This is a genomic window from Plantactinospora solaniradicis (assembly GCF_042658085.1).
Lineage (GTDB): Bacteria > Actinomycetota > Actinomycetes > Mycobacteriales > Micromonosporaceae > Plantactinospora > Plantactinospora solaniradicis.
Genome location: NZ_JBHSPR010000032.1, coordinates 440,483 through 462,093, shown reverse-complemented (window position 1 = coordinate 462,093; position 21,611 = coordinate 440,483). Strand labels below are relative to the sequence as shown.

At 70.5% G+C, this 21,611-nt stretch carries 21 protein-coding genes; 9 read left to right on the top strand and 12 right to left on the bottom strand.

What is annotated here, in order from left to right; translation table 11 throughout:
- Positions 1-64: 64 nt before the first annotated feature.
- Complete coding sequence (murA, locus tag ACFP2T_RS30840) at positions 65-1,420, bottom strand: UDP-N-acetylglucosamine 1-carboxyvinyltransferase (protein ID WP_377427896.1); 1,356 nt, start codon at positions 1,418-1,420, stop codon at positions 65-67.
- Positions 1,421-1,678: 258 nt separating this feature from the next.
- Positions 1,679-2,848, bottom strand: coding sequence for a quinolinate synthase NadA (gene nadA / locus ACFP2T_RS30835; RefSeq protein ID WP_377427894.1), 1,170 nt, complete (start codon positions 2,846-2,848; stop codon positions 1,679-1,681).
- 69 nt (positions 2,849-2,917) lie between these two features.
- Here nadA and ACFP2T_RS30830 point away from each other — a divergent pair, with 69 nt between their 5' ends.
- Complete coding sequence (locus ACFP2T_RS30830) at positions 2,918-4,057, top strand: glycerate kinase family protein (RefSeq protein ID WP_377427892.1); 1,140 nt, start codon at positions 2,918-2,920, stop codon at positions 4,055-4,057.
- Positions 4,058-4,090: 33 nt separating this feature from the next.
- On the opposite strand, the gene ACFP2T_RS30825 is transcribed toward ACFP2T_RS30830, so the two are convergent.
- Positions 4,091-5,584, bottom strand: coding sequence for an MFS transporter (locus tag ACFP2T_RS30825; RefSeq protein WP_377427890.1), 1,494 nt, complete (start codon positions 5,582-5,584; stop codon positions 4,091-4,093).
- Positions 5,585-5,672: 88 nt separating this feature from the next.
- On the opposite strand from ACFP2T_RS30825, the gene ACFP2T_RS30820 reads away from it, so the two are divergent.
- The 4 genes from ACFP2T_RS30820 to ACFP2T_RS30805 all read left to right on the top strand — a co-directional run bounded on the left by ACFP2T_RS30820 (position 5,673) and on the right by ACFP2T_RS30805 (position 8,464).
- Positions 5,673-6,068 (top strand): MarR family winged helix-turn-helix transcriptional regulator, encoded by a 396-nt coding sequence (locus ACFP2T_RS30820; RefSeq protein WP_377427888.1) that lies wholly within the window; start codon positions 5,673-5,675, stop codon positions 6,066-6,068.
- Positions 6,069-6,180: 112 nt separating this feature from the next.
- Positions 6,181-6,549: an iron-sulfur cluster insertion protein ErpA gene (gene erpA / locus ACFP2T_RS30815; RefSeq protein ID WP_377427886.1), complete on the top strand. Its 369-nt coding sequence runs from the start codon at positions 6,181-6,183 to the stop codon at positions 6,547-6,549.
- Positions 6,550-6,845: 296 nt separating this feature from the next.
- Entirely contained in the window at positions 6,846-7,820 is a 975-nt protein-coding gene (locus ACFP2T_RS30810) for a carbohydrate kinase family protein (RefSeq protein ID WP_377427884.1), read from the top strand.
- Positions 7,821-7,993: 173 nt separating this feature from the next.
- Positions 7,994-8,464: a hypothetical protein gene (locus tag ACFP2T_RS30805; RefSeq protein ID WP_377427882.1), complete on the top strand. Its 471-nt coding sequence runs from the start codon at positions 7,994-7,996 to the stop codon at positions 8,462-8,464.
- A gap of 72 nt (positions 8,465-8,536) precedes the next feature.
- On the opposite strand, the gene ACFP2T_RS30800 is transcribed toward ACFP2T_RS30805, so the two are convergent.
- The 4 genes from ACFP2T_RS30800 to ACFP2T_RS30785 form a co-directional block, all read right to left on the bottom strand.
- On the bottom strand, positions 8,537-8,770 hold the full coding sequence (locus ACFP2T_RS30800) for a sulfurtransferase TusA family protein (RefSeq protein ID WP_377427880.1): 234 nt from the start codon (positions 8,768-8,770) through the stop codon (positions 8,537-8,539).
- Positions 8,771-8,861: 91 nt separating this feature from the next.
- Positions 8,862-9,437: an acyl-CoA-like ligand-binding transcription factor gene (locus tag ACFP2T_RS30795; RefSeq protein ID WP_377427879.1), complete on the bottom strand. Its 576-nt coding sequence runs from the start codon at positions 9,435-9,437 to the stop codon at positions 8,862-8,864.
- A 15-nt stretch (positions 9,438-9,452) separates the two neighbouring features.
- Entirely contained in the window at positions 9,453-11,018 is a 1,566-nt protein-coding gene (locus tag ACFP2T_RS30790; RefSeq protein ID WP_377427877.1) for an MFS transporter, read from the bottom strand.
- Positions 11,019-11,117: 99 nt separating this feature from the next.
- Positions 11,118-12,269, bottom strand: coding sequence for a cysteine desulfurase family protein (locus ACFP2T_RS30785; RefSeq protein ID WP_377427875.1), 1,152 nt, complete (start codon positions 12,267-12,269; stop codon positions 11,118-11,120).
- A 171-nt stretch (positions 12,270-12,440) separates the two neighbouring features.
- On the opposite strand from ACFP2T_RS30785, the gene ctaC reads away from it, so the two are divergent.
- Both ctaC and ACFP2T_RS30775 read left to right on the top strand, forming a co-directional pair.
- Positions 12,441-13,403: an aa3-type cytochrome oxidase subunit II gene (ctaC, locus tag ACFP2T_RS30780; protein ID WP_377427873.1), complete on the top strand. Its 963-nt coding sequence runs from the start codon at positions 12,441-12,443 to the stop codon at positions 13,401-13,403.
- A 10-nt stretch (positions 13,404-13,413) separates the two neighbouring features.
- Complete coding sequence (locus tag ACFP2T_RS30775) at positions 13,414-13,839, top strand: cytochrome c oxidase subunit 4 (RefSeq protein ID WP_377427871.1); 426 nt, start codon at positions 13,414-13,416, stop codon at positions 13,837-13,839.
- A 36-nt stretch (positions 13,840-13,875) separates the two neighbouring features.
- Here the strand turns inward: ACFP2T_RS30775 and pdxR are convergent, their stop codons facing one another.
- Positions 13,876-15,399: a MocR-like pyridoxine biosynthesis transcription factor PdxR gene (gene pdxR, locus ACFP2T_RS30770; RefSeq protein ID WP_377427869.1), complete on the bottom strand. Its 1,524-nt coding sequence runs from the start codon at positions 15,397-15,399 to the stop codon at positions 13,876-13,878.
- Positions 15,400-15,476: 77 nt separating this feature from the next.
- Between pdxR and ACFP2T_RS30765 the strand changes: the two genes are divergently transcribed.
- Positions 15,477-16,088, top strand: coding sequence for a LysE family translocator (locus tag ACFP2T_RS30765; protein ID WP_377427868.1), 612 nt, complete (start codon positions 15,477-15,479; stop codon positions 16,086-16,088).
- 96 nt (positions 16,089-16,184) lie between these two features.
- Here the strand turns inward: ACFP2T_RS30765 and qcrB are convergent, their stop codons facing one another.
- From qcrB to ctaE, 4 genes are all read right to left on the bottom strand, one after another.
- Positions 16,185-17,807, bottom strand: a complete 1,623-nt coding sequence (gene qcrB / locus ACFP2T_RS30760; RefSeq protein WP_377427866.1) for a cytochrome bc1 complex cytochrome b subunit — start codon at positions 17,805-17,807, stop codon at positions 16,185-16,187.
- A complete protein-coding gene (gene qcrA, locus ACFP2T_RS30755; RefSeq protein WP_377427864.1) occupies positions 17,804-18,892 on the bottom strand; it encodes a cytochrome bc1 complex Rieske iron-sulfur subunit in 1,089 nt (362 codons plus the stop codon). Before qcrA ends, qcrB begins: the two co-directional genes overlap by 4 nt.
- 76 nt (positions 18,893-18,968) lie before the next feature.
- Complete coding sequence (gene qcrC, locus ACFP2T_RS30750; protein WP_377427863.1) at positions 18,969-19,817, bottom strand: cytochrome bc1 complex diheme cytochrome c subunit; 849 nt, start codon at positions 19,815-19,817, stop codon at positions 18,969-18,971.
- Between the two features lie 75 nt (positions 19,818-19,892).
- Positions 19,893-20,492 carry an aa3-type cytochrome oxidase subunit III gene (gene ctaE / locus ACFP2T_RS30745; RefSeq protein ID WP_377427861.1) on the bottom strand — a complete coding sequence of 200 codons (600 nt, stop codon included), beginning with the start codon at positions 20,490-20,492 and terminating at the stop codon, positions 19,893-19,895.
- 109 nt (positions 20,493-20,601) lie between these two features.
- On the opposite strand from ctaE, the gene ACFP2T_RS30740 reads away from it, so the two are divergent.
- Positions 20,602-21,555: a cytochrome c oxidase assembly protein gene (locus tag ACFP2T_RS30740; protein ID WP_377427859.1), complete on the top strand. Its 954-nt coding sequence runs from the start codon at positions 20,602-20,604 to the stop codon at positions 21,553-21,555.
- The last annotated feature ends 56 nt before the right edge of the window (positions 21,556-21,611 follow it).

The following is a 21,611-nucleotide window of genomic DNA, read 5'->3' as shown; positions in this document are numbered from 1 at the left end:
AGGCCGGGTGATCAGCGGGTCGGGGGTTCCGGACCGGCTGGACCGTGTCGGTCGCGACGACGGGTTACGGACGCTCGACGTGGGCGCCCAGAGCGGACAACTTGGCCTCGAAGTCCTCGTACCCACGGTTGATCAGGTCGACGCCGTAGACCCGCGAGGTGCCCTCGGCGGCCAGCGCGGCGATCAGGTGGCTGAACCCGGCCCGCAGGTCGGGAATGACCAGGTCGGCGGCGTGCAGCTTGGCCGGACCGGCGATCACCGCGGAGTGCTTGAAGTTGCGCCGGCCGAACCGGCAGGGCGTACCGCCCAGGCAGTCGCGGTAGACCTGGATGGTGGCGCCCATCTTGTTCAGCGCCTCGGTGTAGCCCAGCCGCTGCTCGTAGACGGTCTCGTGCACGATCGACAGGCCGCGGGCCTGGGTGAGCGCGACCACCAGCGGCTGCTGCCAGTCGGTCATGAAGCCGGGGTGCACGTCGGTCTCCAGGGCCACCGCCCGGAGTTCGCCGCCCGGGTGCCAGAACCGGATGCCGCCCTCCTGGCCGGGGCTGCCCACCCGGGGCGGCCGGGTGTCGGTGACCTCGTACGCCCCGCCGACCGACCGGAAGACGTTCAGGAAGGTCATCATGTCGGCCTGCTCGGCGCCCAGCACCTCGACCCGGCCCCGGGTGGCGAGTGCGGCGGCGGCCCAGCTCGCGGCCTCGATCCGGTCCGGGATCGGCCGGTGCGTGTAGCCGCTCAGCCGCGCCACGCCCTGCACCTCGATCACCCGGTCGGTGTGCACCTTGATGATCGCGCCCATCTTCTGCAGGATGCAGATCAGGTCGATGATCTCCGGCTCGACGGCCGCGTTGCGCAGCTCGGTGACGCCCTCGGCGAGCACCGCGGTCAGCAGCACCTGCTCGGTGGCGCCCACACTCGGGTACGGCAGCTCGAACTTGGTCCCGTGCAGCCCGGTGGGCGCGGTGAGGTGCATGCCCTCGGGCGTCTTGTCGACGACCGCGCCGAACTGCCGCAGGGCCTGGATGTGGAAGTCGATCGGCCGGGGACCGATGTGGCAGCCGCCCAGGTCCGGGATGAACGCGTGGCCGAGCCGGTGCAGCAGCGGGCCGCAGAACAGGATCGGGATCCGGCTCGATCCGGCGTGCACGTTGATCTCGTCGGTGCTCGCGCTCTCGACGTTGGCGGGATCGAAGACCAGTTCGCCATCCTCGGCGCCGTCGGTGACCTTCACGCCGTGCAGTTCGAGCAGGCCGCGGACCACTTCGACGTCGCGGATCCGCGGCACGTCGAAGAGTCGGCTGGGTTCGTCACCGAGCAGGGCGGCGACCATCGCCTTGGAGACGAGATTCTTCGCGCCGCGTACCCGGATCTGCCCGGAAAGGGGCGTACCTCCGTGTACGACCAGGACGTCGTCGGTCAACGCAACCTCCAGCGGGTCGGTGCTGCTCTACGTCGATAGCTGTCCGCGAGGGTGGACCATCCGGTCCACACAGCCGCTACCCGTGGCGCGGCCGGATCGTCGCGGCATCTTCAATGTCACGGCACGGCTCTGTCACGGCCCTCGGCAGCATAGCGCTCCGTTACGAAAAAAGAGCGGTCACAGCGCAACGGATGGCACGAAACGGGGACGAGGACAGGAATCCGTGCCCTATTCGCTACTTTCCGTGATGACGGTCGATCACGGTAGCGCCAGCATCTGGTCCAGGGCCACCCGGGCGTGGTGCGCGGTGTCCGGATCCACGGTGATCTGGTTCGGCACCCGGCCGGCGACGAGTTCCTCCAGCGCCCAGACCAGGTGTGGCAGGTCGATCCGGTTCATCGTCGAGCAGTAGCAGACGGTCCGGTCCAGGAACATGATCTGCTTGTCCGGATGGGCGCCCGCGAGCCGGCGGACCAGGTTCAACTCGGTGCCGATCGCCCAGGCCGAGCCGGCCGGCGCCGCCTCGATGGTCGAGATGATGTACTCCGTCGAGCCGACCTGGTCGGCGGCGGTCACCACGTCGTACCGGCACTCGGGGTGGACCAGGACGTTCACCCCGGGCACCCGCATCCGGACCTCCTCCACGCTGCTGAGCGTGAACCGACCGTGCACCGAGCAGTGTCCCCGCCACAGGATCATCTTGGCTTCCCGCAACTGCTTGGCGGTCAGCCCGCCGCCCGGCTTGTGCGGGTCGTAGAGCACGCAGTCGTCGGCGTCCAGGCCCATCTTCAGCACCGCCGTGTTCCGGCCCAGGTGCTGGTCGGGCAGGAAGAGCACCCGCTGGCCGCGCTCGAACGCCCATTGCAGGGCCCGCTCGGCGTTGGACGAGGTGCAGACGACACCACCGTTGCGCCCGACGAAGCCCTTGATGTCGGCCGAGGAGTTCATGTAGGTCACCGGGACCGTCGAACCGGCGACGCCCAGCTCCGCCAGCGTCTCCCAGGCGGACTCGACCTGGGGCAGCGCGGCCATGTCCGCCATCGAGCAGCCGGCGGCCAGGTCGGGCAGGACCACCCGCTGCGCGTCGGTGGTGAGGATGTCCGCGCTCTCCGCCATGAAGTGCACGCCGCAGAAGACGATGTACTCCGCGTCCGGCCGGGCGGCGGCCTCCCGGGCCAGCTTGAACGAGTCGCCGGTCACGTCGGCGAACTGGATGACCTCGTCGCGTTGATAGTGGTGGCCGAGCACGAACACCCGTTGACCCAGCTTCGCCTTTGCCGCCGTCGCCCGGGCGACGAGATTCGGGTCACTGGGCGGCGGAAGCTCGCCGGGACAGTCCACCCCGCGCTCGCTGGCCGGGTCTGTGCCCCGGCCGAGCAGCAGCAGGGCGGTCGCGGTGCTGGACGGCTCAAGCCACGTCGAAGTCACGTTCACCATGCTTGCACAGCGGGGACCGCTTTCCAGCCGCGCGGATGTGGCCTGCCACACTTGCCGTCCATGCGGATCCTGATCTGTCCGGACAAGTTCGCCGGCACCCTGTCGGCCGCCGAGGTGGCCACGGCGGTGCGCGACGGGTGGCGGGAGACCGCGCCGGACGACGAGCTGATGCTCCGGCCGCTCTCCGACGGTGGACCGGGCTTCGTCGAGGTGCTCGCCACCGCCGTACCCGGTCGCCGGGTGCCGGTGTCGACCGTCGACCCGCTGGGCCGGCCGGCCGACGGCGAGATCCTGCTCACCGCCGACGGCGGCACGGCGTACGTCGAGAGCGCCCAGGCGTGCGGGCTGCACCTGTTGGCCCCGGACGAGCGGGACCCGAAGCGGACCACCTCGTACGGCCTCGGTGCGCTGGTCGCGATGGCGGCGGAGAGCGGGGCCCGGCGCGCCGTGATCGGGCTCGGCGGCTCGGCCGTGAACGACGCCGGAGCGGGGCTGCTGGCCGCGCTGAACGCCGTGCCGGTGGACGCGACCGGAATGGCGCTGCCGTACGGCGGAGCCGCGCTGTCCGGGGTCGCCGGACTGACGGGTCTGCCCCAGTTGCGGGGGATGGAACTGGTGGCGGCGACCGACGTGGACAACCCGCTCACCGGGCTGACCGGTGCGTCGAACGTGTTCGGGCCGCAGAAGGGGGCGTCCCGGGAGGACGTACTCCTGCTCGACGACGCGGTGGCGCGCTTCGCCGAGGTGCTGGAGCGGGACCTGCCGGGCTGTCCTGCCGGCCTGGCCGGGTTGCCGGGGGCCGGCGCGGCCGGCGGGCTCGGTGCGGCGATCCTGGCGCTCGGCGGCCGGTGTGAGTCGGGCATCGACCTGGTTACCCGGCTGACCGGGCTGGACACCGCGTTCGACGAGTCGGATCTGGTGATCACCGGGGAGGGCTCGTTCGACCACCAGTCGCTGCGCGGCAAGGTGGTGGCCGGGGTGGCGGGCGCGGCCCGGGACCGGGGGCTGCCCTGCGTGGTGCTCGCCGGGCGGGTCAGCGCCGGCCGCCGCGAGTCGGCGGCGGCCGGCGTGACCGAGACGCACAGCCTGGTCGATCACTTCGGCGGTGAACCGCACGGTGGGATCGAGCGGGCGATGAGCCGCCCGGCGGAGGGACTGCGGGCCCTGGCCGCGCGGCTGGCCGGTCAGTGGAGTCGCTGACGGGTACGGCCGGCACGGCGGCCGGGTTCCGGCTCAGCCGAGGTGGACCGGGCCACGATGGCGACCGCGGGCGCGGCTGCCGGTGACCGCCGCGACGAGCAGTCCGAGCAGGGCCACCCCGCTCACCAGGCCCACCGCCGGGTAGAACGAGTCCGGCACGTGGCCCGGGGTGGGTTGGTCGGTGGCCAGGACCGCGGTGACGCCGGCCAGCACGATCGCGCCGCCCACCTGGAACGAGGTCTGCACGAGACCCGAGGCCAGGCCCTGCTCCTCGTCCGCGACCCCGGCGGTGGCCTGGATGTTGAGCGCCGGGAAGGCGAGTGCGAAGCCGGTGCCGACCAGCAGCATGGTGGGCAGGATCACGCCCAGGTAGCGCGGTTCGCCGTCGATCCGGAGGAAGAGCAGGTACGCGGCGAGGAACGCGGCGAATCCGGCCATCACCACCCGACCGGTGCCGAACCGGTTGACGAGGTTGCCGACCCGGGGGCCACCGAACGCCACGATCAGGCCGCCGGGCAGGAACGCGAGCGCCATGTCCAGCGGGGACCAGCCGAGCACGACCTGTGTGTAGAGGGTGCCGATGAACTGGAATCCGACGTACGAGCCGGTCACCGCCAGCGCCGCCAGGTTGGCGCCGACCAGGCTCCGGTTGCCGAGGATGCTCAGCCGGACGAGCGGGTGGGCCACCCGGCGCTCGATCTGGACGAACGCCGCGAGCAACGCCGCCACCAGGGCGAACGAGCCCACCGTACGGACGGAGAGCCAGCCGGCCGTGGGTGCCGACACCACCGCGTACACCAGGAGCAGTAGCGCGGCGGTGGCGGTGGCGGCGCCGCCCAGGTCGTAGCCGCCGGCCCGGCGCGGGGTGCGGTCGGTCGGGATGAGCCGGATGCCGGCGAAGAGGACGAGCAGTGCGATCGGGGCGGGCAGCAGGAAGGTCCAGCGCCAGCCGGCCTCGGTCAGTACGCCGCCGAAGACCAGCCCCAGCGAGAACCCGCTCGCGCCGCAGGCGGTGTAGAAGCTCAGGGCGCGGTTGCGGGCCGGGCCCTCGTGGAAGGTCGTGGTGATGATGGAGAGGCCGGCGGGGGCGGTGAAGGCCGCCGCGACGCCCTTGGCGAATCGGGTGGCGATCAACAGTGACGGATCGTCGACGAGGCCGCCGACCAGCGACGCGACGCCGAACACGGCGATCGCCCAGAGGAAGACCTGCCGCCGGCCGAGCAGGTCGGCGGTCCGGCCGCCCAGGAGCAGCAGTCCGCCGTAGCCGAGGACGTAGCCGCTGACGATCCACTGCAGCGCCGAGTTGGACAGCCCCAGGTCGGCCTGGATCGAGGGGAGCGCCACCCCGACCATCGAGACGTCGAGGCCGTCCAGGAACAACGCGCCGCAGAGCACGATCAGCGCTCCCCAGAGCCGGGCGGTCATCCGTGGGCCGCCGGCCGGTGTGCCGTCGGTGGTTCCGTCGAGCTGGGCGGGGTCATTTGTGGTGGTCAGCGGGGTGGTACCCGGTGGAGCCGAAGAAGCCATGTCGGCGAACTTACGTGCACATGCATCTAATGTGCAAGCAACTAATGTGTGTGCAAGTTTTTCCTGTGCATCTGGTAACATCGGCGGCGTGTCCGAGGACCAGGCCCTGGCCGCCGAGTGGCGTGAGCTGGCCAACCGTTACGCGGCGGCGTCGTGCGCGCTGGAACGCGAGCTCCACGACCGGCACGGGATCGGGATGAGCGAGTTCGAGGTCGTCGACCGGCTGGCCGGCGCACCGGAGACCAAACTGCGCATGCAGGAGCTGGCCGAGGTGGTGCATCTCAGCCAGAGCGCGCTCAGCCGGGCGGTGGCCCGACTGGAGCGGCACGGGCTGGTCTGCCGGGCCCTGTGTGAGCAGGACCGGCGGGGGGTCTTCGTCGCACTCACCGACACCGGCCGGGAGCGGCACGCGGAGGCTCGGCCGACCCAGCGGTCGGTGCTGGCGGAGATTCTCCGGCCCGCTCGCTCCGCGGTCACCGGGTGACCTGCACCGCACCGACCTACAATCAAATCGAACCGCATTGGGAATCACCGGCCAGCCGGCTAGCGTTGGCCAGTACGGATAAACATCGCACCCGCGCAGGGGAGACTTTCACGTGACAACGCCAGCGCAGACCGAGTCGACCGCGGCAACCGCCCCGAGCACCATCGCCCTGACCGACGTCGCGGCGGAGAAGGTGAAGGCTCTGATCGAGCAGGAGGGCCGCGACGACCTGCGGCTGCGGGTCGCGGTGCAGCCAGGTGGCTGCTCCGGCCTGCGTTACCAGCTGTTCTTCGACGAGCGCTCGCTCGACGGTGACGTCGTCACCGACTTCGGCGGGGTCGGGGTCGTCGTCGACCGGATGAGCGCCCCCTACCTGGCCGGCGCCACCATCGACTTCGCCGACCGGATCGACGCCCAGGGCTTCACCATCGACAACCCGAACGCGCAGAACTCGTGCGCGTGTGGCGACTCGTTCCACTGATCGGCACTTGTTCCACTGATCGGGTGTTTCGTCCTGATTTCGGGCGAAAAGGTCCGGTTGCAGCGTAAATAATTATTGCCTGAGCGGGTCGCCCCGCGCGGGCGGTGCGACGTCCGGAGAGTCCGTCGCAGCGCCCCGCCGGGAGCGGCCCGTTCGGCGTATCGTCCCAGGGTTGCCGGGGTACGAGGTCGAGGTGACACTCAGGAGGCCGGTACCCGATCGATCGGAGACGTGCCGGGGAGCGTACCGGTAGGCTGACCCGGCTGTAGTCCATTCTTCCGATCCCGAGGGCCGACATGAAGATCGCCGTTACCGGCTCGATCGCCACCGACCATCTGATGCACTTCCCGGGCCGGTTCGCCGATCAGTTCATCGCCGACCAGTTGCACAAGGTCTCGCTCTCCTTCCTCGTCGACGAGCTGGTGCTCCGGCGTGGCGGGGTGGCCGCCAACATCGCCTTCGGGATGGCCCAGCTCGGCCTGAGCCCGGTCCTGCTCGGCGCCGTCGGCGCCGACTTCGCCGACTACCGGTCCTGGTTGGAGCGGCACGGCGTCGACTGCGAATCCCTGCACGTCAGCGAGGTGGCCCACACCGCGCGGTTCGTCTGCACCACCGACACCGAGATGTGCCAGATCGCCTCGTTCTACGCGGGCGCGATGAGCGAGGCCCGCAACATCGAACTCGCCCCGGTCGCCGAACGGGTCGGTGGTCTCGACCTCGTCCTGGTCAGCGCCAACGACCCGGCCGCGATGCAGCGGCACTCCGCCGAGTGCCGGCAGCGGGGGTACGCCTTCGCCGCCGACCCGTCCCAGCAGCTCGCCCGGATGGAGGGCAGCGACGTGCTGGGCCTGATCGACGGCGCCGACTACCTGCTGACCAACGACTACGAGAAGTCGCTGTTGCAGAGCAAGGCCGGGCTGACCGACGCCCAACTGCTGGAGCGGGTCAAGATCCGGGTGACCACGCTGGGCAAGGACGGCGTGGAGATCGCCGGCCGGGACATCGAGACGTTCCAGGTGCCGATCGCCCGGGAGATGCAGGCCGCCGACCCGACCGGTGTCGGTGACGGATTCCGGGCCGGCTTCTTCGCCGGACTCTCCTGGGGGCTGAGCCTGGAGCGATCGGCCCAGGTCGGCTCGCTGCTCGCCACGCTGGTGCTGGAGACCGTCGGCCCGCAGGAGTACGAGGTCCGTGGCGACCTCTTCGTGAAGCGCCTCGCCGAGTCGTACGGCGACCAGGCGGCCGAGGACGTCCGGCCGCACCTGCAGTAGGTTCCGAGGCGGCATGGGTCAGCACGGCCGGGTCCGGGTGAACTCCCGACCCGGCCGTCGCCATGTTCCCGGGTTTGGCGTGAGCAGCGTTCGGCAACTGGGACCTCATGTCAACGGGGATGAATATCGAGGACCTGACCTTCCGTCGGTCCCGTTGGCCGCTGGTGGCGGTCATGACAGGGATCGGGCTGCTCTGGCTGGTGGCCAGCGTGCTGGCCCAGGTCCTGGTGTTCGACGATCCGTGGTACGACGGCCTGGTGCAGCTGCCGGTGATCGTCCTGGTGATGGTCGCCGTCTACCTCAGGGCCTGGCGGGAGGCGGGCCTGCCGCTCCGGCTCACCCGCGATCATCTGGTGCTGACCCGGCCGGACGGCGAGCCGCTCGCGATCGGCTGGGACAACCTCGCGGTCGCCCGGGTGACCGGCGTGGCCAGTCCGACGCTGGTGGTGGAACCGGGGGACCCCGAGCGGACCGACCCGGTCCTGGACCGGTGGCAGTGGGGCCGGCTCGGGCAACGGCGATTCTCCCGCGAGCAACGGCCGTACGAGATCAAGATCTCACTGACGGGCCTCCGTCCCGGGGCGCAGCGGCTGCGTACGGAACTTGCCGCGCGGCTCGGTCCGGAGCGCTCGGCGCGGTCGTGATCCGTTCCCGGCCGCCGTCGACTCCGGAACGCCGTCGACGGCCGGGCCCGTTCGCCTGACGGGCCCGCCGGTTCAGTGAGCGCGGCGGATGTCGTACGCCGGGGAGCCGTCAACGGTCGAGGTGCCGAGCAGTTCCTGCCCGCGCATCCGACACCAGGCCGGGATGTCGATGGCCGCCGCCGGATCGTCGGCGAGCACCCGGAGCACTCCGCCGACCGGCAGTTCGACCAGCCGCCGGGCCGCCGCGATGACCGGCAGCGGGCAGCGTTGGCCGAGGCAGTCGACGACGACCTCTGGCGGACTCATCGGCTCCGCACCGATCGGGCGGTGGCTCCGGCCCCGGCCCCGGCCGGAGAGTCTGCGGGGGCAGGCGTCGCGGGCCCGGAGGTCGGCCGGATCACAGCGGAAGACCCGCCTCGAGCTGGGCGAGTCCCGCGTCGTACAACTCGAGGTAGCCGGACGGGTCCCGATCCTCGTCCAGCAGCACGGCGAGCCCGACTCCGATCAGGGCACCGACGAAGGCCTGTACCGCGAGGTCGTCGGGCTGCCGGCCGACCCGCTGTGCCACCGCCCGGGTGAACAGGCCCATGGCCTGCGTCAGCGCGTCCAGGCTGCGGGCCCGCAGCTCCGGGACGGACTGGGTGAGCCGCTGCCGCCCCCATTCCTCGGCGCGCTGCTCGGGGGACAGGCCCTGGTAGACCGTGCGAAGAGCCGCTCGGAATGCCTGGATCGGGGTCAGCTCGGGCGGCGCGCCGACGAAGGCGTCGAAGACCAGTGGGTCCAGGTCGTCCCGGAGCACCACGTCCTCCTTGCTGGGGAAGTACCGGAAGAAGGTGCTCTGGGACACCTCGGCCGCCGCCGCGATCTGCTCCACGGTGGTGGAGGCGTACCCCTGGTCCCGGAACAGGCGCATGGCCTGACGCCGGATCTCCGCCCTCGTCCTGGCCTTGTTGCGTTCGCGTAGCCCCGGCACCTCGCGTACTCCTGTTCAGCCGACGGTCACCTGCCCTGATTCTCCGGCTTTCGGCCCCGGCAGGCCAACCGGCGCGGCGGTGACCGGCCCGGTGTGCCGGGGGAGGAAGACAACGGCCAGTACGGCGCCGAGCAGCCCGAGTCCGCCGCACACCCACAGCATGGCGTCCATCGCGTCGACGAAGGCCCTCCGGACGGTGTCCAGCAACTCCGGGGCGTCCAGTTGGCGGGCGACCAGTGCGCCGGCCGGGGCGCTGTCCCGGACCGCGTCCGCCGCCGGTGTCGGCAGTCCGGACAGGTCCAGCCGATCGCGGTAGACGGAGTTGAGCACGCTGCCCAGGATCGCCACCCCGATCGTGCCGCCGACCTGGCGCAGTGCCTGGATGAGCGCGGAACCGGCACCGCTTCGCTCCACGGAGAGGGCGCCGAGCGCGGCGTCCGTGACGGTGGGCATGATGAGCCCCATTCCCAGGCCGACGGCGGTGAGCCAGCCGGCGACGAAGCCGTATCCCGTTCCGGCTCCGGTCGCGGTACCGGCGAACAGGCCGGCGGCCAGCACCAGGAACCCGGCGGTGACCGGCGTCCTGGCGCCCAGCCGGGGCACCAGCCGGGAGGCGAGGCGGGCGCCGGTCACCAGGCCGCCGATCAGCGGGAGCAGTCGCAGGCCGGTGCCGAGGGCGTCGGCGTCGAGTACGGCCTGGAAGTACTGCGGGAGTGCGAACAGGGCGCCGAGCAGCCCGAAGGTCACCAGGGTGGCCAGCAGTGTCGCCCAGGTGAAGCTGGCCGAACGGAACAGGGCGAGGTCGACCAGGGGACGGATGGCGGGCCGCCGGCCGAGCTGGCGTTCGCAGGCCACGAAGGCGGCCAGCAGCACCACCCCGCCGCCCACGGCGACGGCCGGGGTGCCGTTGCCGGGTCCCTGGTCGCCGAGCTCGATGACGCCCCAGGTCAGGCTCACCAGACCGGCGCAGGAGAGCAGAATCCCGGCCAGGTCGAGCCGCAGGCGCTGGCTGCTGCGGGACTCGGGCATCAGCAGCAGGACCGCGACCAGGGCCACGGTGATGACCGGGATGTTGATCAGGAAGACCGACCCCCACCAGTAGTGGTCCAGCAACCAGCCACCGACGATCGGGCCGAGCGGGAGGCCGATGGCGTTCGCGGTGACCCACAACCCGATCGCCCGGCCCCGCTCCTGCGGGCTGAACAGCACCGGCAGGACGGACATGCACAGCGGGACCACGAAGGCGGAGCCCAGGCCGAGTAGCGCGCGGGCGCCGATCAGCCACCCCGCGGACGAGGCGTAGGCACAGATCAGCGAGGCCATTCCGAACAGGGCCAGGGCGGCGAGCAGCAGCCTCTTCCGCCCGAACCGGTCGCCGAGCAGGCCGGCGGGGAGCAGCATCGCGGCGAAGACCAGGTTGTAGGAGTTCGCGATCCATTGCAGCTCGCTGGTTGTCGCCGGCAGTTCGGTGGCGAGGCTGGGTAGCGCCACGTTGAGGACGGTGATGTCCAGGCCGATCACCAGCCCGCTGGCGGAGAGGGCGCCGAGCGCCCACCACTTCCGGTTTCCCGTTGCCTTCATGACAGCGCCAATCTATTCGGCAGTAACCCTCAATATGAGAGTAGCTGCCAAGTGGAAGTGGCTGTCAATATTTCCGGGACGAGGTTCACCGGACGAGGTTCAGAGGCCGACCACCCCGGCCTCGGCCCGCAGCTCGGCGACGATCCCCGGCAGTTCGGCGAGGAAACGGTCCACCTCGGCCGCGGTGCTGTCCCGGTGCAGCGAGATCCGCACGTTGCCGTGCGAGAGCACGCCCATCGCCTCCAGCACGTGCGACGGGCGCAGCGTGGAGGAGGTGCAGGACGAACCGGAGGAGACGGCGAAACCCCGCCGGTCCAGTGCGTGCAGCAGCGCCTCGCCGTCGACGTACAGGCAGGAGAAGGTGACCAGGTGCGGCAGCCGGTCGACGGGGTCGCCGACCACCTCCACATCGGGCACCGTCGCCGACACGGTGGCCCGGATCCGGTCGACGAGTGGGCTCAGCCGGCTCGCCTCGGCGGTCGCCTCGGCGTCGACCATCCGCAGCGCGGCCGCCGCCGCCACGATCGCCGGCAGGTTCGGCACTCCCGGCGTACGGCCGGCCTCCCGCTCGTCCGCCGGATACGGCGACTCCCACCGGGTGCCCTTGCGCACCACCAGAAGCCCCACCCCGGGCGGCCCACCCCACTTGTGCGCGCTGGCGGACAGCACCGACCAGCCGGCGGGCACCGGAATCCGACCCACCGACTGGGCGGCGTCGACGTAGAGCGGTACGCCGGCCGTCGCGCACGCCCCGGCCGCCTCGGCCAGCGGCTGGACGGTGCCGACCTCGTGACTGGCACTGATCAGCGCGGCCAGCGCCACCCCGGGCGCCGCCACCGCGCTCGACCAGGCGTCGAGATCGAGCCGCCCCGACCGGGCCACCGGTACGGAGGTGGTGGAACCGCCGCCGGCCACGTGCCGTTCCGCCGCGTGCAGTACCGCGGAATGCTCGATCGCCGAATGCACCAGAATGCCGCCGGTTCGACGGCGCCCGGCCAGGCCGCCCAGCACCGCGGCGTGCGCGGCGGCCGTACCGCTGGGGGTGAAGGAGAGCTCGTCGGGACGTACCCGGAGAACCTCGGCGGTGGCCGCCCGCGCCGCGTCGAGGAGCTGGCGGGCCCGGCGGGCCTGCGTGTACAGCTTGCCGGGATCGGCCCAGCCGTCCTCCAGCGCCGCGAGCATCGCCTGTCGGGCTACCGGGTGTAATGGTGCGGCGGAGGCCGCGTCGAAGTACGCCGGGGGCTCGCTCACCAGCAAACCGTAGCGCGCGGTGGGATCGGGCAAGATCCCCCGGGAGAGTGGGGACGCGGACCCCAAGGCCGTCCAGCCGACGCAGGTCGAGTAATCTGCGACCGTCGGTGACGCCTTTGCCGCCGGGGTCGACAAACCCGACACGGCGGCGCGCTAGGGAGGCAGGACCAGGTGGTCGCAAGGGGTTCGGAGGTACGGCCGTCGGTCGTACGGCAGGGCAGTCCCCGAGATGCCCGAGGGCGCGATCGTCGCCCGTCGGTCGGCCGGCTGGCCGGGCTCGGAGTCGGCGGCGCCGCGCTGCTCGCCCTGCTGACCGGCTGTGACGTCGGCCAGACGTTCGACGGGTTCGGTTGGCCGCAGGGCGGAATCAGCCCGGAGTCCCACCGCATGTACGACCTCTGGATCGCATCGAGCATCGCGGCCCTCGCGGTCGGCATCTTCGTCTGGGGCCTGATCTTCTGGTGCGTGATCCGGTACCGCAAGCGGGGCGAGTCGCTGCCGGTGCAGACCCGGTTCAACATGCCGATGGAGTTCCTCTACACCATCGCGCCGATCCTGGTCGTGGCCGTGCTGTTCTACTACACGGCGATCGTGCAGACCGGAGTGAACAAGGTCTCCGAGAACCCGGACGTGACGGTCGAGGTCGTCGCCTTCAAGTGGAACTGGCAGTTCAACTACCGGGACCGTCCGGGTACCGAGGCCGAGACCGTCGCCTCCACCTTGGGCACGACCGAGGTGATCCCGATCCTGGTGCTGCCGACCGGGCGGAGCATCCTGTTCGAGGAGACCAGCCGGGACGTCATCCACTCGTTCTGGGTACCGGAGCTGCTGTTCAAGCGGGACGTCTTCCCCGGCAACGTGCGCAACGTCTTCCAGGTCAGCAGCCTGCAGACCGAGGGGGCGTACGTCGGGCGCTGCGCCGAGCTGTGCGGCACGTACCACTCGATGATGAACTTCGAGCTGCGGGTGGTCTCGCCGGACGAGTACGACCGGTTCATCGAGGCCAAGCGTGCCGGCCAGTCGACCCAGGACGCGCTGGTCTCGATCGGCGAGTCGCCACTGGCACAGACGACCAGGCCGTTCGACACCCGGCGGGACGTCAACAACTTCGGTAACGCGAGCGCGGGAAGCTGAGGAGCCGGAGATGAAGTCTGAGTGGCGGCTGTTCGGCATCGTTTCGGTGTTCCTGGCCATCGCCGGGATCGTCTACGGGGTCTGGACGCACGCGGAGAGCGGTCGGGTCGAGTGGATCGGCACCGTCGCGCTGGCGCTGTCCTTCCTGCTCACCTCGATGTGCGGCGGCTTCTTCTGGTTCGTCTCGCGGCGGATCGACCCGCGCCCCGAGGACCGGGCGGACGGCGAGATCGCCGACGGCGCGGGCGAGATCGGGTTCTTCAGCCCGGGTAGCTACTGGCCGTTCGGGCTGGCCCTGGCCGCCACGATCGCCGGGCTGGGCCTGGTGTTCTGGCAGTGGTGGCTGATCGCCACCGGCCTGATCGCGGTGCTCGGCGGCGCCTGTGGCCTGCTCTTCGAGTACTACAGCGGAACCCGGCGCACCGCCGAGCACTGAGTTCGTTCGTACCACCGTCGGAACGACCCGTCGCCCCTACCCGGGCCGGCGGGTCGTTCTCGTTCCCGCCGTGCGACGTAGTGCACGGCCCAGCGCCGCGACGCCGTCCTCGATCTCGCTGGACGGGTTGGCGGCATAGCCCAGGACGAGCCCCGGCCGGTACGGGCGTTGGCAGTGCCAGGACAGCGGCTGCACCTTCACCCCTTCGGCGAGGCAGGCCGCCGCGAGGTCGGCGTCGACGACGTTCCCGGCGAAGGTGACCATGAGGTGCAGGCCCGCGGCCGCGCCGTGGACCACCGCACCGGGAAGATGGGTCCGGATGGCCCTGATCATGGTGTCGCGGCGGCGTACGTGGCGTCGCCGCAGCAGCCGCAGGTGGCGTTCCAGTGCACCCGAGGTCATCAACTCGGCCAGCACGAACTGGGGCAACGCGGCGTTGCCGAGATCGGCGTTCCGCTTCGCGGCCACCAGGGCGTCCCGGTATCTCGGCGGTGCGAGCAGCCAGCCGACCCGCATCGCGGGAGCGAGCAGCTTCGAGACACTTCCGGTGTAGCAGACCTGTTCGGCCAGTACGGCCCGCAGGGCCGGAACGGGGGAGCGGTCGTACCGGTGTTCGGCGTCATAGTCGTCCTCGACGATCAGCCCGCCCTGCTCGGCCCACCGCATCAGCCGGCGTCGGGAACCACCGTCGAGCACCGCTCCGGTCGGGAACTGGTGCGCCGGGGTGACCATGACCGCCGCGAGGCCGCTGGCCGCCAGTGCGTCGACCCGGAGTCCCGTCGGATCGACCGGGATCGGCGGGGTGTCGAGGCCCCAGTTCCGCAGGTGTTGGCGGGCACCGAGTGATCCCGGGTCCTCCACCCCCATGCTGGTGATCCCGGCGTCGCGAAGCACCTGGGCGAGCAGTCCGATCCCCTGCGCGACCCCGGCGACGACGATGACCTCCGCCGGGTCCACTCTGATGCCCCGGTACCTGGCCAGCCAGGTGGCGGCGGCGAGACGGAGGGTCGGGGTGCCGCGCGGGTCGCCGTATCCGAGGTCGGCGGGGGCGAGGTTGTCGAGCACGGTCCGTTCGGCGCGCAGCCAGGCGGCTCGGGGGAACGCGGCGAGGTCGGGCACGCCGGGGGACAGGTCGATCCGGGCCGGCGCCGCGCGGAGCGCGTCGAAGATGTCGTTGCCGGGTGGGATGCCGAACAACGCCGTCGGGTCGGCGGAGGCGGTGTCCGGGGAAGCCGGGGACCCGGCTTCGGCCGGTGCCGGGGCAGGGGCGGCGACCACGACCGTACCGGCCCGACCGCGTCCGACGACGTGGCCGTCTTCGATCAGGCGCTGGTACGCCTCGGTGACCAGGCCCCGGGACACGCCCAGTTCGGCGGCGAAGACCCGGGTGGCCGGCAACCTGCCACCCAGCGGCAGACGACTGTCCGAGATCGCCAGCCGGAGCTGGCCGGCGAGCCACTCGGCGCGGCGTCCGGCCGGCGCGGCGCCGATGTCCAGTTGCAGGAAGTCGGACCCGGACGTTATGGACCGGTCATCCGAGCCGGGTTTGGCCCTACTCATCGGACCATTGTCTCGGCAGAGTGGAGTTCGCCCGAGGGGAGCCCTCGGGACGGACCAGCCCGTGCCGGAGGAAGACTGTGAGCATCGCGTTCCTGGTGACCACGCTCGTCGTGGTGGCCACGCCGGGCACCGGCGTCATCTACACCCTGTCGGCGGCCCTCACCCGGGGGACCAGGGCGAGCCTGGTCGCCGCCTTCGGCTGCACCCTCGGCATCGTGCCGCACATGGCGGCGACGATCACCGGGCTCGCGGCCCTGCTGCACACGAGCGCGGTGGCGTTTCAGGCCCTGAAGTACCTCGGCGTGGCGTACCTGCTCTACCTGGCGTGGGCGACCCTGCGGGACCGGGACGGCGTCGCGGTGGCGACGGAGCGGGCGCCGCGCTCGGCGATCAGGGTCGTCGTCTCGGGGGTACTGGTCAACCTGCTCAACCCCAAGTTGACCATCTTCTTCCTCGCCTTCCTACCGCAGTTCGTCGACGCCGGCCAGCCGGGCTCGGTACTCCGGATGCTGGGGTTGAGCGGCGTCTTCATGCTGGTCACCTTCGTCGTCTTCGCCGGGTACGGCGTCTTCGCCGCCGCCGTACGCGACCATGTGGTCGGCCGCCCCCGGGTGATGAACTGGATCCGCCGGATCTTCGCCGGCTCGTTCGCGGGGCTCGGTGCCACGCTCGCCTTCGCGCAGCGCTGAGTGCCGTCGACCGCCCCGGGGACTCAGCCCGGAAACGACCGTGGCGCCCACCGGAGAGGTCCCGGTGGGCGCCACGGTCGTGGTTGTTCGGAGGGGTCAGCGGCTGCCGCCGCTGCCGATCTCCTCGCGCTCGGCGCGCGGCTCGACCGGCGGATGGCCGGGCGAGACCGGCGCGTCGACCGGCTTCTCGATCGGGTAGAAGAAGCCCTTGATGGCCGGACCCAGCGCACCGAGCCGGTTCATCTTCTTGGGCACCACCCAGCCGACGTACTCCAGTTCGCCGTGACCGTGCTCGTCGGTCTGGCCGAGCGGCTGGTGCACCTCGATGAACCGGCCGTCCGGGAGCCGCCGGATGATGCCGGTCTCGACGCCGTGCGCCAGCACCTCCCGGTCGTGCTGCTGGAGCCCGAGGCAGATCCGGTAGGTGAAGTAGTACGCCAACGGCGGTACGACGATCAGCCCGATCCGGCCCGCCCAGGTCATCGCGTTCAAGCTGATGAAGAACTTGTCCGCGATCACGTCGTTGGCGCCGGAGAGCGTCAGTACCAGCCAGAACGACACCGCCATCGCGCCCAGGGCGGTACGGCCGGGGACGTCACGCGGGCGCTGGAGCAGGTTGTGCAGCTCCCGGTCCTTGTTCAGACGCGCCTCGATGAACGGATAGAACAGCGGCACCATGGTCAGGATGCCGGGCAGCACCACCGTGGGCCAGAACAGCGGCGGGATGACGTAGCCGTTGCCGATCGGGATGTTGATCTCCCACGGCGGCATCAGCCGGGTCGAGCCGTCGAGGAACATGACGTACCAGTCGGGCTGGCTGGCTGCCGAGACCACGCCGGCCTCGTACGGCCCGAACAGCCAGATCGGGTTGATCTGGACGAGACCGCCGAGCAGCGCGATCACGCCGAAGACGATCATGAAGAAGCCGCCCTGCTTGAGCGCGTAGCGAGGGAACATCCGCTCGCCGACCACGTTCGAGTTGGTCCGGCCGGGGCCGGGCCACTGGGTGTGCTTCTGCTTGAAGACCAGCCCGAGGTGCACGGTGATCAGGGCGACGAGCAGGCCCGGGATCAACAGCACGTGGGCGATGAAGAACCGGCTGATGATGATGTGGCCCGGGAACTCGCCGGCGAAGATGGCAGTGGTGACCCAGGTGCCGATCACCGGGATGGAGAGCATGATCGCCGAGGCGATCCGCAGGCCCGTGCCGGACAGCCCGTCGTCCGGGAGCGAGTACCCGGTGAAGCCGGCCAGGAAGCCGACCCAGAACAGCAGGTAGCCGATCATCCAGTTCAGCTCGCGCGGCTTGCGGAACGCTCCGGTGAAGAAGATCCGCATCATGTGCACGATGATCGCCGCCATGAACAGCAGCGCCGCCCAGTGGTGCATCTGCCGCATCACCAGGCCACCGCGGACGTCGAACGAGATGTTCAGCGAGGACTCGTACGCCGCGGACATGTGTGTGTCGCGCAGCGGGGCGTAGCTGCCGTCGTAGGTGACCTCGCGCAGCGACGGCTCGAAGAAGAGCGTCAGGTACACGCCGGTCAGCAGGAGCACGACGAACGAGAAGAGCGCGATCTCGCCCAGCAGGAACGACCAGTGGTCCGGGAAGACCTTGTTGAGCAGGGACCGCAGCGGGGTGTTCACCTGTAGCCGGTCGTCGACCTCCCGGGCCGCCTTGCCTGGCACCGCCGCCAGGTCGAACCTTCGACGCTTCATGGCCGCTCCCAGAAGTCGGGCCCGACGGTCTCGGTGAAATCGGACTTTGCCACGAAGAAGCCCTCTTCGACGTCCAGCGGCAGCTGGGGAAGCCGGCGACTCGCGGGTCCGAAGATCGGGCGGGCGTTGTCGGTGATCAGGAACTGCGACTGGTGGCAGGGGCAGAGCAGCCGGTTCGTCTGCTGCTCGTAGAGGCTGGCGGGGCAGCCGGCGTGCGTGCAGATCTTCGAGAAGGCGATGTAGTTGTTCCACATCGACTCGGGCTTGCCTTCCCGCTGGTTCGCCGCCCGCGCCTCGCTCGCGTCACCCTCCCGAAGGTGGATCAGCAGCACGGGGGAGTCCGCGTGCTCGTTGGTGGCGCCGCCCTCGATGCCGGGGAAGACCGTGATCTGACCACCCGGGCTGACGTCCTCCGGGCGTACCGGGGTGCCGTCGTGGTGGGTCAGGTGGATCAGCTTGCCGTCCTTCGGGTGCCAGCCCGTGGTGAAGTACTGGTTGTCCTTGTGCGGCTGTTCGATCAGGCCACCGATCAGCGGCGCGGCGGCGACCGCGCCCACCGGGGCCAGCCCGGCCAGCAGCGAGATGCCGAGCAGCGGACGACGCCGGACTCCCAGCTCGTCGGCCATGTAGAGCAGGGTGTTGCCGGTGATCTTGCGCTCTTCGTCGCTGGCGGACTCGATGTGCCGGTCCTGGATCGATACCTCCTTCGGCAGCAGCTTCTTGCCCCAGGCGAGGATGCCGAAGCCGATGCCGAGCAGCGCGAGGCCGAGGGTCAGGCCGAGCACCGGGGTGTAGAGCTTGCCGGCGCCGCTGCCGGGCTTGTACTCCCACGGCCACCAGATGTACGCGACCACGAACGCGGTCGCGAACAGGCCGACGAGGAGGAAGATTCCGGTGAGGGTCCGGGTCAGCCGGCGCTCGGCCTTGGTGCCCGGCACCGGGAACTGCGCCTCGTAGTGGACGATCTCGATGTCGTCACGCCGGGCGCCCTCGCGGACGATGTCGAAGCGGGACACCTGCGGGTCGTCCACGTCGATCGTGTCGCCCGTGGCTCCGTGCGCGTGTCCGTCGGTCCGGGCGCTCATGCCGACCCTCCGCTTCGCTCCGGCTCGCCATGAGGCTGATCCGCACTGAACTTGCTGATTCGCTCGCTGCGCTCGCTCATGACTTCCCCGCAATCCACAGCGCGGCGAAGATCAGCGCGACGATGCCGACCAGGAAGATCGCAATACCCTCGGTCGCCGGACCGAGTCGGCCCAGGTTCAGTCCGCCCGGGTCGCGATCCTCGGCCAGCGTCTGCTGGACGTACGCGATGATGTCGGCCTTCTGCTCGGGTCGTAGCTGGTTGTCGCCGAAGACCGGCATGTTCTGCGGGCCGGTGAGCATGGCGGCGTAGATCTGCCGGTCGCTCGCCGACTTGATGTCCGGGGCGTACTTGCCGGACGAGAGCGCCCCGCCGCCGCCGCCGAAGGAGTGGCAGGAGGAGCAGTTGATCCGGAACAGCCGGCCGCCCTCGTCGACGTCCGCGTCGGAGTGGAGGTTCTTGCCCGGCGGAAGCTGCGGGCCGCCGCCCAGTTCCTGCACGTACTGGGAGAGCTGGGTGGTCTGGTCGTCGTTGAAGACCGGGGGCTTCGCCTCGGCCTGTGCCTCCTGCCGGGCCAGCGGCATCCGGCCGGTGCTCACCTGGAACTCCACCGAGGCGGCGCCGACGCCGATCAGGCTCGGGCCACGCCCCTCGACGCCCTGTGCGTTCCGGCCGTGGCAGGTCACGCAGCTCGTGTCGAAGAGGGCCTTGCCCTCCTGCGCGGCCGTGGTGAGCTGCGGGGTGTCCTGCGCCTGCAGACCTGGCGCGAAAACGGTGTAGGCGCCGCCGGCCAGGATCAGTGCGGCCAGCAGCCGGACCGCGGCGCCCAGTCGCCGGCGGGTCTTGCCGCGCGGCGTCGACCGCGCGCGGCGCAGCCGCGAGAGCAGGCCGCCAGAGCGGTCGCCGCCGGGGGTGTCAGAAGTCATGGCCTGTGTCCTTAACGGTTTTCTCGACCTTGTCTCAGGGACGGGGCATCGGGGCGAAACGTGACAGCACCAAGATCACTGAAGCCAGTAGATCATGCCGTACAGGGCGATCCAGACCACATCGACGAAGTGCCAGTAGTACGAGACGACGATCGCCGAAGTGGCCTGCGCGGGGGTGAACCGGCCCATGGTGGTCCGGATCATGAAGATGATGAAGGCGATGAGGCCGCCGGTCACGTGCAACGCGTGGAAGCCGGTGGTCAGGTAGAACACCGATCCGTACCCGTCACCGTTGATCTTCACGCCCTCGTGCACCAGGTTCCGGTACTCGTTGAGCTGGCCGAGCACGAAGACCAGGCCCATCACGAACGTGAGGGTGAACCAGCGACGCAGCGCGTGCACGTCCCCCCGCTCCGCGGCGAACACGCCGAGCTGGCAGGTCACCGACGACAGCACCAGGATCACCGTGAACGTCGTCGCGTACGGGATCTGGAGCACTTCGGTGTGCTTCTCCCATTGCTCGGGCGCTGCCGCCCGGATGGAGAAGTACATCGCGAACAACGCCGCGAAGAACATGAGTTCGCTCGAGAGCCACACGATCGTCCCGACGCTGACCATGTTGGGTCGGGTCAGCGAGTGGATCCGGCTCTTGTCAATGGCTGAGGCCGCAGTCACGCGGTCATTATTGCCCCTGATCGGCATCGGCCATCGTCGGGGTGGCCTAACTGCCTTGTCGGACGGGGTGACGTGCCCCGCCCGGTTCGTCTGGCCTAGCCTGAAAAACGTGCTGCACGTCGATCCCGGTTCCGCGTCCGTCGTGCCCCCGGCACCGGACGTACTCGCCGGTGGGGGCGCCGAGACGACGCCGTTCACCATCTCCGCCATCTTCACCCACGCCACCCTGAACAGCTGGCTCGCCGTCGGGCTGGTGCTCGCCGCCGGTTGCTACCTCTACGGGGTGCACCGGCTGCGGGTCCGGGGCCACCACTGGCCGCCGCTGCGCACCGTGCTGTTCCTCGGCCCCGGGCTCGGTGGGATCGCCGCGGTGACCCTGAGCGGGCTCGGCGCGTACGACACCACGCTGCTCTCGGTGCACATGGTGCAGCACATGGTGCTGTCCATGGTCGCGCCGATCTTCCTGGCCCTGGGCGCCCCGGTCACGCTGGCGCTCCGGACCCTCGGCAAGGCGCCCCGGCGGCGGGTGCTCGCCGTACTGCACAGCCGGGTGGCGAAGGTGGTCACGTTCCCGCTGTTCGCGTACGCGCTCTTCGTGGTCAACCCGTTCGTGTTGTATTTCTCCGGGATCTACCGGTGGACCCTGGAGAACCCGCTCGGCCACGAGCTGGTGCACGCGCACTTCATCCTCACCGGCTGCCTGTTCTTCTGGCCACTGGTCGGGCTCGACCCGCTGCCGGGACGCTGGCCGTACCCCGCCCGGGCCCTGCTGATGGTGCTCTCCGTGCCGTTCCACACCGTGCTCGGACTCACCGTCATGCAGAGCACCACGCTGTTCGGCGGGGACTGGTACCCGTCCCTGGCACTGGGCTGGGCCGATCCGTGGAGCGACCAGAAGGCCGCCGGCGGCATCCTGTGGGCCGGCGGGGAGTTCGTCAGCGTCACCATGCTGGGCGTACTGGTGGTGCAGTGGGTACGCCAGTCCGAGCGGGAGGCCCGCCGGATGGACCGCGAGCTGGACCGTCAGGAGGCCAGGGAACGCGCCGCCGGTACCTCGGTGTAAGGCCGGGGAGCCCGCCGCCCGCTGACCGGCCCGACATCCCGGGATCTGGGCGGCTC